This is a genomic window from Streptomyces sp. CAI-85 (assembly GCF_013363615.1).
Taxonomy (GTDB): Bacteria; Actinomycetota; Actinomycetes; order Streptomycetales; family Streptomycetaceae; genus Streptomyces; species Streptomyces antibioticus_B.
The window spans coordinates 50,328-64,637 of sequence record NZ_JAANNX010000033.1 but is presented as its reverse complement, the minus strand read 5'-3'; the positions used below and the strand labels follow the sequence as shown (position 1 = coordinate 64,637).

Below are 14,310 nucleotides of genomic sequence, written 5' to 3'. Positions count from 1 at the left end.
CTCGGGAACGCGAATCCGGTCGTTGATGCGGGGCTCGGCGCTGATGGATCCTCCTATGTAGCACCACGCGGCAGCCTGGCGGACGGCCACGTAACGTCTGTGTCGTTAGACCTATAACCACGCCGAAGCACAAAAAAATGCCCCGAACGATCACATGCGGGGCTCCAAGCACTACCGGAGCACCGTCGCGAGGGATCGCGGGGCGCACTACCGGGCGACTCCATCGTCCGTACGGAACGATGGCGGCCGCCTGACCGGGGGTGACCCGCCGCCCTGGGGGTGGTCGGGTGGGAGATCGGAGCCTCCACTTGTGGGCCGAACCCGCCTGCTGAGGGGCACGCGTGTCCGACCGGTCGTTACACGAGATTAGCAGCCCGTGCCGGGAACGGCCAATCCGGGCCGACTGGGTCCCGGGTCCGGCCTGCGCCTATCGTGTCCCGCATGAGTGACACCTCCCCCGCCGGCCCCGCGGACTCCCCCGGCTCCTCCGACGCCCCCGACTTCGACGAGATGACCCGCGACATCGCCGAGGTCCCCGCGGTCGAGGTGATCGTCACGGTCGCCGTCAACCTGATGAGCGCCGCCGCCGTGAAGCTCGGGCTCACGGAGGAGGGCGACAAGTACAAGGACCTGGACGAGGCCCGCAAGCTGATCACCGCCCTCGCCGGGCTGCTGGACGCGAGCACGACCGAGATCAGCTCCTTCCACGCGGCCCCGCTGCGGGACGGCCTGAAGTCGCTCCAGCTCGCCTTCCGCGAGGCGTCCCTGATCCCGGACGAGCCGGGTCAGGGCCCGGGCGAGAAGTACACGGGCCCCCTCTACGGCTGAGTCAGTCCCGTACGTACAGGGGCTCGCCCGGAGGCGTCGTCCCGGCCGGCAGCAGTGCCAGGTCGAGGCCGCGCACCAGGCGGGCCCTCAGTGTTTCGTCGGCGGCGAGCCGTCCGGCGACCGCCCGGGCCGTCTCGGCGGGCGCGGCCGCCGGGTCGAGGACGAGCGCGAGCGTGCCGTCGGCCTGCCCCGGCCCCAGATGGGCGCTGACCACGGCGGGCTCGGCGGCCACCGCCGCCCGGACCGCCTCCCGCACCGCCGGATCGGCGAGCGGGTCCGCCGTCGTACGGCCCTCGGCGAGCGCGAGCAGCGCCGGGCCGGTCAGTTCGAACGCCACCGGACCGGCCAGGTCCAGGACGACCGTGTCCGCCTTCTCGTGCGCGGCGGCCCGCAGCGCCTGGTGCAGGGGTACGGCGACGGGGCGCGCCCCCGGGTCCCAGCGGGCGAGGGAGTCGGTGGAGGTGAAGGCGGGCAGCGCGGTGCGGGTGCCGGCCTTCAGGGTGGGGACGGCCATGTCGCTGGTCTTCTCGCGGCGCAGCCCGTTCTCGTCCTCCTCGACCTCGCCGAGCACGGCCACCACGGGGACCAGGAGCCGGGCGCCCTTGAGCGCCTCCAGCACCGGGCTCACGGCGGTGCGGTCCTCGGCCCAGGCGGCGAGCGCGGCGCTCAGCCGGGGGTCGGCGGAGCCGTCGTCGTCGGAGTAGCCGGGGTCGGGAATGTTCTTGTTCGCCACGGTCCCCGACCCTATCGGGGGGATGCTGCTGGGCTTGTGCGGGGCCGGTAACCCGGCGGACACGGGATTCACAGGATTCTCAGACATCGCTGACGCGGCTCTAACGTCCGTCTAACGGTCCGCACAGTCGGCGCGCCCACCATCTCGGGCATGGAGTCTCCCCGCGCCCGCTCGTCCCGGCGCCGCCGTCGGTCACGGCCGCTCCTCGCCGTGGCGCTCGCCGCCGTCGCCGCGGTGGGTGTCACGGCCGGCGGGACCGTCTATGTGCAGGCGCGGGCGCACTCCGGGGGTGAGCCCGTATCGTCGGCGACCGCGACGCCCTCGGCGTCGGTGTCGGCGTACGAGGCGGCGGGCGGGGAGGTGTCGGTGGACGAGGTGACGGTGCCCGAGGTCGATCACGACGCGCTGCTGGCCGAGGCGATGAGCGCGGTGACCGTGCCCGGTGAGGCGCGGGTGTCCGTGGCGGTGCTCGCCCTGGACAGCGGCGCCGGGGCCACGTACGGCGACTCCGCGTTCGACACGGCGAGCATCGTGAAGGTCGACATCCTGGCGGCGCTGCTGCTCCAGGCGCAGGACGCGGGACGGCGGCTCACCGCGGCCGAGAAGACGTACGCCGCCGCGATGATCCAGAACAGCGACAACGACTCGGCGTCGGCGCTGTGGCGGTCCATCGGCGCGGCGAAGGGGCTGGACGCGGCGAACGAGCGGCTCGGGCTGACCGCGACCGAGGGCGGCACCGGCATGCTGTGGGGGCTGACCCAGACCACCGCCGCCGACCAGCTCACCCTGCTCCGGCAGATCTTCGGGACGGACTCTGACTCGAACTCTGGCTCGGCGCTGAGCGCGGCCTCGCGGTCGTACGTCCAGGAGCTGATGGGGACCATAGCCGCCGGGCAGCGGTGGGGGGTGTCGGCGGCCGCCGACGGCTCGTCGTGGCGGCTGAAGAACGGCTGGCTGGCGCGGAGCACGACCGGACTGTGGGACGTGAACAGCATCGGGCGGGTGACCTCGGGCGGTGCCGGCTATCTGGTGGCCGTGGTGTCGAACGGCAGCGCCACGCAGGCGGCGGGCATCACGCTGGTGGAGTCGGCGGCACGGGCGGCGGTGACGGCGGTCGCCGGTGACGGGGTATCGGCGACAGCGACGGCGGGTCAGTAGGTGTCGTAGCGTTCGCGGCGGGCGCGCCAGACCACGACGGCCGCCACCAGCAGGACCACGCCGACGGCTCCGGCGACGGGGGCCGCCCAGCCGTCCGCGGCGGTGTCGGAGCGGGGGGCGTGGGGGCCCGGGCCGAAGTACTCCTCGTCGTACGGCACCGACTTCATGCCCTGGGGTTTCAGGCCGTCGGCTTCCCTGATCGCGGCGGCGGGGTCGATGAAGCCGTAGCCGCGGGAGTCGTCGCGGCCGCTCTCGGGGGAGTTGCGGGCGGTGTCCTCCAGGAGCTTCTTGATCTGCGCCGGGGTGAGCCCGGGGTGGGCGGCCTTGACCAGGGCCACGGCACCGGAGACGAACGCCGAGGCCGCGCTCGTCCCCCAGCCTTGGTAGTACTTGTGGTCGGGGTCGGCGATGACGACGTCCACGCCGGGTGCGCTGACCGTGGCGTACCAGCGGCGGGTGGAGAACGACGCGCGCGTGCCGTATCGGTCGACGGCCGTGGCGGCGATGACGCCGGGGTAGGCGGCCGGGTAGGAGATGTGGTCGCCCTTCTCGCCGCCGTTGCCGGCCGAGGCGACGACGACGGCGCCCTTCTTCAGCGCGTACTGGACGGCCTCGTCCTCGGCGGGTTCCGGGTGGGCGGAGGCGGAGTCGTCGCCGAGGGAGAGGTTGATGACGTCGGCGCCCTGGTCGGCGGCCCAGCGGATGCCTTCGGCGAGGGCGTTGCCGCGGGTGCTGCGGGCCTTGGCGCGCTGTGGGTCGCCGTCCTCCAGGATGACCCGGACGGGGAGGATCTTGGCCTCGGGGGCGATGCCGAGGACGCCGTCGCCGTCGGCGTAGCCGTGTCCGTGGCCGGCGATGATGCCGGCCATGGCGGTGCCGTGGCGGGCCCAGGCGCGGTCGCCCTCCTTCGCGCCGAAGCCGACCATGTCCTTGCCGGGCAGGACGTTGTCCTCCAGGTCGGGGTGGTCGGCCTCGACGCCGGTGTCCAGGACGGCGACGGTGATGCCCTTGCCCTTGGTGGTCTGCCAGATCTCCTGGGTGTGCAGGGCGTCCAGGGCCCACTGCTGGCCGCGTATGCCGTCGGCGTGGGCGGGGGCGGCGGGCAGCAGCGCGACGGAACCGGCGAGGAGACCGCACAGGATCCCGGCCCTGCGGGTCGTACGGCGTCTCGTGCGGCGGCGGCTCATCGGGGCTGCTCCGGGGACGGCGAGGCGGCGGTTCTGCGCAGGCCGCGTTCGACGCGGTCGGCGAGGCCCTGGGCCTCGTGGCCGAGTCCGGCCTGGCCGGGGGCGGTGGTGGCGCCGGACGCGGTGGCCTCCGCGGCGGGCTGGGGGGTGTCGACGGCGCGGCCGTCGGCCCAGCCGGAGACGGTGTAGACGACGACGGGGGCGTCGGTGAGCACGGAGATCGTCCAGGAGGCGCGCTGCTTGTCGCCGAAGCCGGCGGCGACGGTGCCCTTCACGGCGTACGGCCTGGGCATCAGGTCGGCGCGCTTGGCGAGGCCCTCCTTGGTGAAACGGGTGTCGAGGGCGCGCATCGCCGTCGCGTCGGCGGTGGTGAAGAGCAGTCCGACGGTGGTGACGTAGCTCTGGGTGGCGTCGGTGTAGGTGGCGCGCAGGAGCCTGCGGCAGCCGACCGGGGCGAGGGCGGTGCGCAGCAGGGGGTCGAGGGCGTCGGCGCAGTCGGTGTCCGGGGCGACGCCGATGCGGGTCCAGGTGCGGTCGGCTCCGCCGGGGCCCGCGCCCTGTCCGTCGACGGTGCGGGGGAAGAGGTCGTCGACGGGGACGTTGTGCCACAGGCCGCCTGCGGTGGCGTACGAGGTCCGCTCGGCCGCGTCCGCGGAGCCGCCGACGAGCCAGCTCCCGGTGACGGCACCGCCGATCAGCCCGAGCCCGAGCACGACACACGCCGCCGCGACGACGGCCCTCTGACGCGCGCCCATCCCCTGCCGCACGCCCTCCCCGAACCCCTCGGGCTCGGCGAACGACACGACGGGCCGCCGCGTGCTGGGCGCACTCCAGGACAACGCGGGATCGGGCCCGACCGGGGAGACGGGGGTCCAGGCGGACTGAGAGTCGAGGCCAGGAGCGGCCGCGCTGCCGGGCGACGGAACCCAACCACGGGGCAGGGGCGACCAGGCGCTGTCGGACGAGGCCCCGGGGTGCGAGGGACTGCCTCCGGCGGGGGCGTCGGCCCCCACCTGCCGAGAGCCACCGAGGCCGCCCGGGGCCGGGCCCCCCGTACGGCCCCCTTCAACCGCCCCGGCCGGACCGGGGGCATCCGGACCACCGCTGCGCGGGCTGTTCGGGTCGCCGGCCGCCGGACGGGGGCCACCCGGCCGGGGCGTGGCCGGACGGAACCCGTCGACCACCCCAGCCGAACCGGAGGCATCCGGACCACCGCTCCGCGGGCCGACCGAGTCGACGGACGCCGGACGGGGGCCACCCGGCCGGGGCGTGGCCGGACCACCCGGACGGGATATGTCCTGACCCGTCGGACGGGAGTCCTCCGGACCGGTTGGACGGAAGCCGTCCGGGCCACTCAGGCGGGAACCGTCCGTCCCCGCCCGGCGCTGAGCCGTCCAGCCGGGGCGACGGAAGTCGTGCGGACCGTCAGGAGCGGAGCGGTCCGACGTGGCATCCGGGCGGGCGTCACCCGAGGCGCGGTTCGAACCCCGGGCACCCGTGCCCTCGGCCGAACCCGGGACACCCTGGGCCCCGGTGACACCGGGAGCCGCCTCCGGACGGGGCGGCCACGGGGCGCTCGACGCCGGGACACGAGGTCCTTCGCCCACCGGGCGACTTGGCGACGTGGGCTGGGCGGGCGACGCGGCACCCGAGGCCGGATGGGTCGGCGAAGCAGGGCCCGGGGCCGGGTGAACCGGCGGCACGGGGCCCGAGGCCGGGCGGCCCGGTGAGACGGGGCCTGGCACCTGACGGGCCGACGACCCAGCTCCTGGGGCCGGGGGGTCGGACGGCGCGGAGCCCGGAGTCGGACGGCCTGGGGCCGGGTGGGCCGGTGAGGCGGATCCCGAACCCGGGGGGACCGACGGCGTGGGGCCCGGGGCTGGGTGAACCGGAGCCGAGGGGGCCGAGGTCGGGCCACCGGCTGGCGTGGCGCCCCCCGGGGCCGGGCGCGCTGGAGGCAGGGGGGTGTCCGGGAAGCGGGCCGATGCCGGGGGGACCGACGACGCGCCGCCCGAGGTCGGGCGAGCCGAGGGAACGGGAACCGAAGCCGGACGACCCGCTGACGCGCCACCCGTGTCCGGATGGACCGACGGAGCAGCGCCCGAGGCCGGATAGGCCGACGGCACGCCCGCCGAACGGCCCGGCGACGCAGCACCCGCCGCGGACTGGGCGGGCGAGGCAGCACCCGAGGCCGGATGGGTCGGCGAGGCAGGGCCCGGTGCCGGGTGAACCAGCGGCACGGGGCCCGAGGTCGGGCGGCCCGGTGAGGCGGAGCCCGGCGCTTGACGGGCCGACGACCCAGCGCCAGGGGCCGGGGGGAACGCCGGCGCGGTACCTGGGGCCGGATAAGCCGGCGGCGCGACGCCCGAAGCCGGACGACCCGGTGGCGCGGCACCCGGGGCCGGATAGGCCGGTGACGCGGAGCCCGAAGCTGGATGAGCCGGTGACGCGGGGCCGGGAGCCGATGGCGCGGAGCCCGGGACCGGGGGGATCGACAGCCCCGGGGCCGAGGCCGGGCGAGGTAGTGGAGCAACGCCCGGAGCCGAGGGGGCCGAGGTCGGGCGGTCCGGGGGTGGGGCGTCGTCCGTTGGTGCGACGGCCCCGGGGGTCGGGCGCGAGGGAGGTGGGGGCGTGTCCGGGAAGCGGGCCGAGGCTGGGGGTGGGGGTGGGGTGGTGGGCCAGGTCGGGGGCTCGTTCGGCTCGGAGGGCGGGGGTGTGTCCGGGCGTGGGGGGATTGAGGCGCGGCGTGCTTCCGTGCTCAATGCGCCCCCCGTTTCCTCGTGCCCGGGCCGTCGTTCTCGTACGCGGGCCCGCGTGTGTGCCGCGGTGGCCCGGTGCGGACGTCGTGGTCCGTCCTGGGCACGCATACCCGCCCGGCCTGACCGGCATCCCGGCCGGAGCCGTCCTCCGTGTGCGCGTCACTCTACGGCTAGTTCCGGCGCGAACGGGAACCAGTCCGCGGCCCCGGGGCATCTGCCCGGATCGTCCCCCTACCCTGCGGTAATCCAGTCTGGCAGGCTTCGTTCATGACTGTGCGCGCCGCCGACCGGGCCCGGTACGACCGGGCCACCGAGTATCTCGACGCCCCCGTCGCGATCGTCGATCTGGAGGCTTTCGACGCCAACGCCGCCGATCTCGTGCGGCGGGCCGGCGGCAAACCGATCCGGGTGGCGAGCAAGTCGGTGCGCTGCCGGCCCCTGCTGGAACGCGTCCTCGCCAGGGACGGCTTCGCCGGTGTCATGTCCTTCACCCTCGCCGAGTCCCTGTGGCTCGCGCGCTCCGGGTTCGAGGACATCCTGCTCGCCTACCCCTCCGCCGACCGTTCCGGCTTCGCCGAGCTGGCCGCCGACCCCAAGCTCGCCGACGCCGTCACCGTCATGATCGACGACGTCGCGCAGCTCGACCTGATCGACGCCTCCCGGGCCGGCGGCACCGAAGTGGTGCGCGTCTGCCTGGAGTTGGACACCGCGCTGAAGCTGTTCGGCGGCCGGGTACGGGTCGGCGCCCGGCGCTCGCCGCTGCACTCGCCGTCCCAGGTGGCGGATCTCGCGCGCGCGGTGAGCCGCCGCCCCGGCTTCAAGATCGTCGGGATCATGGCGTACGAGGGCCATGTCGCCGGCGTCGGCGACTCGCTCGCGGGACGGCCGCTGCGCTCGCGGGCGATCCGGCTGATGCAGGCCACCGCCCGGCGTGAGCTGGCGGAGCGGCGCGCCGCGGTGGTGCGCGCGGTGCGGGCCGTCGTACCGGATCTGGAGTACGTCAACGGCGGCGGCACCGGCAGCGTGGAGAGCACCGCCGCCGAGGACTCGGTCACGGAGATCGCGGCGGGGTCGGGCCTGTACGTGCCGCGGCTGTTCGACAACTACACGTCGTTCAGCGGCCGTCCGGCCGCCCTGTTCGCCCAGCCCGTGGTGCGGCGGCCGGGGGTCAGGGTCGTGACCGTGCTGGGCGGCGGCTACCCCGCCTCCGGTGCCGCGGGCCCGGACCGGCTCCCGGTGCCGTATCTGCCGGAGGGCTTGCGCTACGACCCGCAGGAGGGTCCCGGCGAGGTGCAGACCCCGCTGCTCGGCTCCCCCGCCGACGATCTGCTGATCGGCGACAAGGTGTGGTTCCGGCACGCGAAGGCCGGTGAGCTGTGCGAGCGGTTCGAGGTGCTGCACCTCGTCGAGGGCGACCGGGTGACGGCGACCGTCCCGACGTACCGGGGCGAGGGCCACACCTTCCTCTAGAACGAAACCCCCTTACAGGGGAGTCACGTACGCGCCCGAGATCCCGCCGTCCACCAGGAAATCGCTCGCGTTGACGAAGGAGGAGTCGTCGCTGGCCAGGAAGGCGACGGCGGCGGCGATCTCCTCCGCCTCGGCGAACCGGCCGAGCGGGATGTGGACCAGGCGGCGGGCGGCGCGCTCGGGGTCCTTGGCGAACAGCTCGCGCAGCAGCGGGGTGTTGACAGGGCCGGGGCACAGCGCGTTCACCCGGATCCCCTCGCGGGCGAACTGCACGCCCAGTTCGCGGGACATCGCCAGCACGCCGCCCTTGGAGGCGGTGTACGAGATCTGCGAGGTCGCGGCGCCCATCCGGGCCACGAAGGACGCCGTGTTGATGATGGACCCCTTGCCCTGGCGCCGCATGTAGGGCAGGGCGGCCTTGCAGCACAGGTAGACGGAGGTGAGGTTGACCTCCTGGACGCGCCTCCAGGCGTCAAGACCGGTGTCGAGGATGGAGTCGTCGTCGGGCGGGGAGATGCCCGCGTTGTTGAAGGCGACGTCGACACTGCCGTAGGTGTCGTAGGCGGTCCGGAAGAGGGCTTCGACCTGCTCGGCGTCGGTGACGTCGGTCTTCACGAAGAGTCCGCCGACGTCCTCGGCGGCCGCCTTGCCGGCCTCCTCGTCGATGTCGGCGCAGACGACGTGCGCGCCCTCGGAGGCGAGCCGGCGGGCGGTGGCGAGGCCGATGCCGCTGCCGGCTCCGGTGATGACGGCCGTACGGCCGACGAGACGGCGGCAGACGATGCCCTCGGTGGATGCGGTCACTGTGCGGGGCCCTCCGTGCTGATGAAGACGTTCTTGGTCTCGGTGAAGGCGGTCAGGGCGTCCGGGCCCAGCTCACGGCCGACCCCGGACTGCTTGTAGCCGCCGAAGGGGGTCCAGTAGCGGACGCTGGAGTGGGAGTTGACGGACAGGTTCCCGGCGCGCACGGCCCCCGCGACGCGCAGGGCGCGGCCGATGTCCCGGGTCCACAGGGATCCGGAGAGGCCGTAGGGGGTGTCGTTCGCGAGCCGGATCGCGTCCGCCTCGTCGGTGAAGGGGAGCAGGACGGCCACCGGGCCGAAGATCTCCTCGCGGGCGGCGTCGGAGTCGGGCGCGGCGTCCGTGAGGACGGTCGGCGGGAACCAGAAGCCGGGCCCCTCGGGTGCCGTGCCGCGCAGGGCGGTGGCGCCGTGGGGCACGAACGACCGTACGCGGTCCACCTGTTGACGGGAGATCAGCGGGCCCATTTGGGTCGCCTCGTCGGCGGGGTCGCCGACCACGACGGCCGACAGTTCCCGGGCGAGCAGCTCGGCGACCTCGTCGTGGACGGTCTCCTGGACGAGGATCCGGGTGCGGGCGCAGCAGTCCTGGCCGGAGTTGTCGAGGAACGAGAAGGGGTCGACGGCCGACTTCAGATCGGCGTCGGCGAAGACGATGTTCGGGCTCTTGCCGCCGAGTTCGAGGGTGACGGGCTTCACCTGGCGGGCGCAGCGCTCCATGACCTCGCGGCCGGTGCGGGTGGAGCCGGTGAAGACGATCTTCGCCACGCCGGGGTGGTCGACGAGCGCCCGTCCGGCCACCGCGCCATGGCCGGGCAACACCTGGAAGAGGTGCTCGGGCAGGCCCGCGTCCAGGGCGAGTTCGGCCAGTCTGAGCGCGGTCAGCGGGGTGGTCTCGGCGGGTTTGAGGACGACCGCGTTGCCGGCGGCGAGGGCCGGGAAGGCGCCCCAGGCCGCGATCGGCATGGGGAAGTTCCAGGGGGCGATCACGCCGACGACGCCGAGCGGTTCGTGGAAGGTGATGTCCCAGCCGCCGGGGACGGGGATCTGCCGGCCGGTGAGGCGCTCGACGCCGCCGGCCGCGTAGAGCAGCAGGTCGCGAGCGTTGCCGGCCTCCCAGCGGGCGTTGCCGAGGAGGTGTCCGGCCTCGCGGACCTCCAGGCGGGCCAGCTCTTCGAGGTGGCTGTCGACGGTGTCGGCGAAGCGGCGCAGCAGCCGGGCCCGGTCGGCGGGGGCGGCGGCGGCCCAGCCGGTCTGGGCGGCGCGGGCGCGGACGACCGCGCGGTCCACGTCGGCGGCGTCGGCGGCCGGGACGGTGGCGACGACCTCCTCGGTGGCCGGGTCGAGGACGATCAGCTCATGCGGATACGGGCCGGACTGGTCTGGCTGGTCTGGCTGGTCTGGCTGGTCGGACACGGAGGGACCCTTCACAGGCGTTCGAAGGAGCGGCGCAGCTCCCAGTCGGTGACGGCGGCGTCGAAGGCGTCCAGCTCGACGCGCGCCATGTTGCGGTAGTGGGCGACGACGTCCTCGCCGAACGCGGCCGCGGCGAGCGGGCTGGCCGACCACAGCTCGGCGGCCTCGCGCAGGGTGGTGGGGACGTGCGCGAGTCCGGCGGCGTAGGCGTTGCCGGTGCAGGGCTCGGGCAGTTCGAGCTTCCGCTCGATGCCGTGCAGTCCGGCGGCGACGAGCGCGGCGACCGCGAGGTGCGGGTTGACGTCCCCGCCGGGCAGCCGGTTCTCGAACCGCAGCGACCGGCCGTGTCCCACGACGCGCAGGGCGCAGGTGCGGTTGTCGTGGCCCCAGGCGACGGCGGTGGGGGCGAAGGAGCCGGGCTGGAACCGTTTGTAGCTGTTGATGTTGGGGGCGTGGAGCAGGGAGAAGTCGCGCAGCGCGGCGAGCTGTCCGGCGAGGAAGTGCCGCATGGTGTCGGTCATGCCGCCGTCGGCGGCGGCGAAGGCGTTGCGGCCGTCGGCGTCCGTGAGCGAGAGGTGGATGTGGCAGGAGTTGCCCTCGCGCTCGTTGTACTTCGCCATGAAGGTGAGCGAGACGCCCTCCTGGGCGGCGATCTCCTTGGCGCCGGTCTTGTAGATCGCGTGCTGGTCGCAGGTGACGAGCGCCTCGTCGTAGCGGAAGGCGATCTCGTGCTGGCCGGGGTTGCACTCGCCCTTGGCGGACTCGACGGTGAGGCCGGCGCCGGCCATCTCGTTGCGGATCCGGCGCAGCAGCGGCTCGACCCGGCCGGTGCCGAGGATCGAGTAGTCGACGTTGTACTGGTTGGCCGGGGTGAGGCCGCGGTAACCGGCGTCCCAGGCGGCCTCGTAGGTGTCCTTGAAGACGATGAACTCCAGCTCGGTGCCGACCTGGGCGGTCAGTCCGTGCTCGGCGAGGCGCTCCAGTTGGCGGCGCAGGACCTGGCGGGGCGCGGCGACCACGGGCGCGCCGTCGTTCCAGGCGAGGTCGGCGATGACGAGGGCCGTGCCGGCGTTCCACGGGACCCGGCGCAGGGTGGTGAGGTCGGGGCGCATGGCGAAGTCGCCGTAGCCGTTGTCCCAGGAGGACATGGCGTAGCCGTCGACGGTGTTCATCTCGGTGTCGACGGCGAGGAGGTAGTTGCAGCCCTCGGTGCCGTGCCGCAGGACCTCGTCGAGGAAGAAGCGGGCGGCGAACCGCTTGCCCTGGAGCCGCCCTTGCATGTCGGGGAAGGCCAGGACGACAGTGTCGATCTCACCGCTCGCGACGAGGGCGTGCAGTTCCTCGACGGCGAGCGGGGGTGTGCGGTCTGCCACGGGAGGGCCTCCTTCGGGGCTTTCCTCGGCTTTCCTCGGCGTTCCCCGGCCCGCCTGGGCTGTTTTCCGGACGGCCGGGAGCCATAAGGTATTGCGGAGAACCATTGCTTGGGAAGGGGGCACGGCCGGTGCCGGTGGACGCGGACGGATCGGCGAGCGGGTCGTACGGCGACCGGCTGACGCGGGTGCTGCGCCCGGTGCGGGCCGGCAACGGCTTCGAGGAGGCGCTGGAGCAGATCCTCCAGGTGGTCCGTCTGGGCCTGGTGCCGGCGGGCGGGCGGCTGCCGGCCGAACGGGAGCTGGCGGAGCGGCTCGGGATCAGCCGGGTCACGCTGCGCGAGGTGCTGAAGGTGCTCCAGGACCAGGGGCTGCTGGAGTCCCGGCGCGGCCGGTACGGCGGGACGTTCGTGCTGCCCCGGCCGGACGGGGGCGGCGGCGAGGCCGCGCTGCGGCGCCGGATCGCCGAGGTCGACGTCGAGGACGTGCTGCGGTTCCGGGAGGTGCTGGAGTCCGGGGCGGCGGGGCTGTGCGCGGCGCACGGGCTGACCGGTGAGCGCGCGGACCGGCTGCGCGAGGCGCTCGCGCGGACCGCGGACGCCCCGCTGGCCGACTACCGGCGGCGGGACACCCTGCTCCATCTCACCCTGGCGGAGCTGTGCGGTTCGCCGTCGCTGGCGGCCCGGTACGCGGCGGTGCGGGCGACGGTGAACGACCTGCTCGACTGCATCCCGCTGCTGGTGCGCAACCTGGAGCACTCGCAGCGTCAGCACACGGCCCTGGTGGAGGCGGTCCTCGACGGGGACGCGGACGGGGCGCGGGAGATCGCGCGCGAGCACTGCGCGGGGACGGCGGCCCTGCTCCGGGGGTTCCTGACGTGAAAAGGTTTGCGTAGAGTCCATTGGGACGGTGAGCGGCGTGCGGGAGGGCGGATGGTGAACGGCGGACGGCCGCTGATCGGTGTGAGCACCTATCTGGAGGCCGGTACGCGCTGGGGCGTGTGGGAGCTGGAGGCCGCGCTGCTGCCGGCCGGCTATCCGCGGCTGGTGCAGCGGGCGGGCGGTCTGGCCGCGATGCTCCCGCCGGACGCCCCGGAGCACGCCGCGGCGACGGTCGCCCGGCTGGACGGTCTGGTCGTCGCGGGCGGGCCCGATGTGGAGCCGGTGCACTACGGCGCGGAGCGCGACCCCCGCACCGGCCCGCCGGCCCGGGAGCGGGACGCGTGGGAGCTGGCGCTGATCGACGCGGCGCTGGCGGCGGAGGTGCCGCTGCTCGGCGTCTGCCGGGGCATGCAGCTTCTGAACGTGGCGCTGGGCGGCACGCTGACCCAGCACATCGACGGGCATGTGGAGACCGTCGGCGTCTTCGGGCACCACCCGGTCAAGCCCGTCCCCGGCACGCGCTACGCGGAGGCGGTGCCGGAGGAGAGCGACGTGCCGACCTATCACCACCAGGCGGTGGACCGCCTCGGCTCGGGCCTGCTCGCGTCGGCGCACGCGGCGGACGGCACGGTGGAGGCGATCGAACTGCCCGCCGCCGGATGGGTGCTGGGCGTCCAGTGGCACCCGGAGATGGGCCGGGACCTGCGGGTGATGCAGGCGCTGGTGAGGGCGGCGGCCGCCCGCTGACCAAACGGGGCCCTAACCTCGGGTCAGGGACAGCAGCTCCCGGGCCGGTCCCGTCGGGCGGTGGCCCGTGGGCCAGACCGCGCGCAGGTCGCGGGCGAGGGTGACGCCGTCCACCGGGATGCCGACCAGACGGCGCAGCGCCAGCTCCTCCCCCACCGCGAGTTCGCTCAGGACGGCGGGGCCCGCCCCGCTCACCGCGGCCGCCTTGACCGCGGTGGTCGAGGACAGCTCGATCAGCGGCCGGGCCAGCCCGCCGAGCGCGGTGTCCAGGACCTGCCGGGTGCCGGAGCCCTTCTCGCGCAGGATCAGCGGGGTCGACGCCAGCTCGGCGGCCGGCAGGGCACGGCGTCGGCGGGCCCAGGGGTGCCCGGGGGCGACCACCACGACGAGCTGGTCATGGGCGATGACCGTCGAGTCGAGGCCGCCCGGCACCGTGAGCCCCTCCACGAACCCGAGGTCGGCCTCCCCGGAGAGCAGCCGCCCGGCGACCGCCGCCGAGTTCCCGGCGAGCAGCGAGACGGCCGTGTCGGGGCGCTGGGCGCGCAGCGCGAGGAGCCAGCCCGGCAGCAGGTACTCGGCGATCGTCATGCTGGCCGCCACCCGCAGCCGGGAGTCCCGCCGGTCGCGCAGCGCCTGCGCGCCCGCGTCGAACGCCTCCGCCGCCTCGACGATCCGCCGGGCCCAGTCGGTGACCAGCGCCCCGGCGTCGGTGAGCCGCGAGCCGCGCGGTGAGCGGTCGACGAGGGCCACCCCGAGCTGGCGTTCCATCGAGCGCACCCGGCTGCTCGCGGCGGGCTGGGTGATGCCCAGCTCGCGCGCGGCCTGGCCGAGGCTGCCCAGCCGGGCCACGGCCAGCAGCAGCTCCAGCGCGCCCAGGTCCGGGACCCGGTGGGCCAGGGAACCGACGACCTCGGGCTGTTCCTGCGCACTCCCCATAAGGCCAGTTTATGCCCCCATAGAG

Annotated in this window: 12 protein-coding genes and 1 pseudogene; 5 read left to right on the top strand and 8 right to left on the bottom strand. The window is 74.6% G+C overall.

Annotated elements, in window-relative coordinates; all coding sequences use genetic code 11:
- A pseudogene (locus G6W55_RS39005) lies at nucleotides 1-90 on the bottom strand (translation initiation factor IF-3); the annotation flags it as partial.
- A 351-nt stretch (nucleotides 91-441) separates the two neighbouring features.
- Here G6W55_RS39005 and G6W55_RS26750 point away from each other — a divergent pair.
- Complete coding sequence (locus G6W55_RS26750) at nucleotides 442-828, top strand: DUF1844 domain-containing protein (protein WP_175523373.1); 387 nt, start codon at nucleotides 442-444, stop codon at nucleotides 826-828.
- A 1-nt stretch (nucleotide 829) separates the two neighbouring features.
- Here G6W55_RS26750 and G6W55_RS26745 read toward each other — a convergent pair whose 3' ends face one another.
- On the bottom strand, nucleotides 830-1,561 hold the full coding sequence (locus tag G6W55_RS26745) for an SseB family protein (RefSeq protein ID WP_175523372.1): 732 nt from the start codon (nucleotides 1,559-1,561) through the stop codon (nucleotides 830-832).
- 150 nt (nucleotides 1,562-1,711) lie between these two features.
- On the opposite strand from G6W55_RS26745, the gene G6W55_RS26740 reads away from it, so the two are divergent.
- Nucleotides 1,712-2,719, top strand: coding sequence for a serine hydrolase (locus G6W55_RS26740; RefSeq protein WP_175523371.1), 1,008 nt, complete (start codon nucleotides 1,712-1,714; stop codon nucleotides 2,717-2,719).
- Here the strand turns inward: G6W55_RS26740 and mycP are convergent.
- On the bottom strand, nucleotides 2,713-3,906 hold the full coding sequence (gene mycP, locus G6W55_RS26735) for a type VII secretion-associated serine protease mycosin (RefSeq protein ID WP_175523370.1): 1,194 nt from the start codon (nucleotides 3,904-3,906) through the stop codon (nucleotides 2,713-2,715). The genes G6W55_RS26740 and mycP overlap by 7 nt on opposite strands.
- Nucleotides 3,903-4,709: a hypothetical protein gene (locus tag G6W55_RS26730; RefSeq protein WP_175523369.1), complete on the bottom strand. Its 807-nt coding sequence runs from the start codon at nucleotides 4,707-4,709 to the stop codon at nucleotides 3,903-3,905. Before G6W55_RS26730 ends, mycP begins: the two co-directional genes overlap by 4 nt.
- Before the next feature lie 2,223 nt (nucleotides 4,710-6,932).
- Here G6W55_RS26730 and G6W55_RS26725 point away from each other — a divergent pair.
- A complete protein-coding gene (locus G6W55_RS26725) occupies nucleotides 6,933-8,135 on the top strand; it encodes an amino acid deaminase/aldolase (protein WP_175523368.1) in 1,203 nt (400 codons plus the stop codon).
- Nucleotides 8,136-8,147: 12 nt separating this feature from the next.
- On the opposite strand, the gene G6W55_RS26720 is transcribed toward G6W55_RS26725, so the two are convergent.
- Genes G6W55_RS26720 through G6W55_RS26710 form a run of 3 tightly spaced genes read right to left on the bottom strand, consistent with a single transcriptional unit; the run spans nucleotide 8,148 to nucleotide 11,724 of the window.
- Complete coding sequence (locus tag G6W55_RS26720) at nucleotides 8,148-8,939, bottom strand: 3-oxoacyl-ACP reductase (RefSeq protein ID WP_175523367.1); 792 nt, start codon at nucleotides 8,937-8,939, stop codon at nucleotides 8,148-8,150.
- Nucleotides 8,936-10,351, bottom strand: coding sequence for an aldehyde dehydrogenase (locus tag G6W55_RS26715; protein ID WP_175523366.1), 1,416 nt, complete (start codon nucleotides 10,349-10,351; stop codon nucleotides 8,936-8,938). Before G6W55_RS26715 ends, G6W55_RS26720 begins: the two co-directional genes overlap by 4 nt.
- Before the next feature lie 11 nt (nucleotides 10,352-10,362).
- A complete protein-coding gene (locus G6W55_RS26710; RefSeq protein ID WP_175523365.1) occupies nucleotides 10,363-11,724 on the bottom strand; it encodes a glutamine synthetase family protein in 1,362 nt (453 codons plus the stop codon).
- Between the two features lie 128 nt (nucleotides 11,725-11,852).
- Here G6W55_RS26710 and G6W55_RS26705 point away from each other — a divergent pair, with 128 nt between their 5' ends.
- Nucleotides 11,853-12,602: a FadR/GntR family transcriptional regulator gene (locus G6W55_RS26705; protein WP_175523364.1), complete on the top strand. Its 750-nt coding sequence runs from the start codon at nucleotides 11,853-11,855 to the stop codon at nucleotides 12,600-12,602.
- 51 nt (nucleotides 12,603-12,653) lie between these two features.
- Entirely contained in the window at nucleotides 12,654-13,349 is a 696-nt protein-coding gene (locus tag G6W55_RS26700; protein ID WP_175523363.1) for a gamma-glutamyl-gamma-aminobutyrate hydrolase family protein, read from the top strand.
- A gap of 12 nt (nucleotides 13,350-13,361) precedes the next feature.
- Here G6W55_RS26700 and G6W55_RS26695 read toward each other — a convergent pair whose 3' ends face one another.
- Nucleotides 13,362-14,285, bottom strand: coding sequence for a LysR family transcriptional regulator (locus G6W55_RS26695; protein ID WP_175523362.1), 924 nt, complete (start codon nucleotides 14,283-14,285; stop codon nucleotides 13,362-13,364).
- Nucleotides 14,286-14,310 lie beyond the last annotated feature (25 nt).

Coding starts and splice junctions, on each gene's coding strand:
- G6W55_RS26695 (WP_175523362.1), bottom strand. CDS start 14,285: ATGGGGAGTGCGCAGGAACAGCCCGAGGTCGTCGGTTCCCTGGCCCAC.
- G6W55_RS26700 (WP_175523363.1), top strand. CDS start 12,654: ATGGTGAACGGCGGACGGCCGCTGATCGGTGTGAGCACCTATCTGGAG.
- G6W55_RS26750 (WP_175523373.1), top strand. CDS start 442: ATGAGTGACACCTCCCCCGCCGGCCCCGCGGACTCCCCCGGCTCCTCC.
- mycP (WP_175523370.1), bottom strand. CDS start 3,906: ATGAGCCGCCGCCGCACGAGACGCCGTACGACCCGCAGGGCCGGGATC.
- G6W55_RS26725 (WP_175523368.1), top strand. CDS start 6,933: ATGACTGTGCGCGCCGCCGACCGGGCCCGGTACGACCGGGCCACCGAG.
- G6W55_RS26740 (WP_175523371.1), top strand. CDS start 1,712: ATGGAGTCTCCCCGCGCCCGCTCGTCCCGGCGCCGCCGTCGGTCACGG.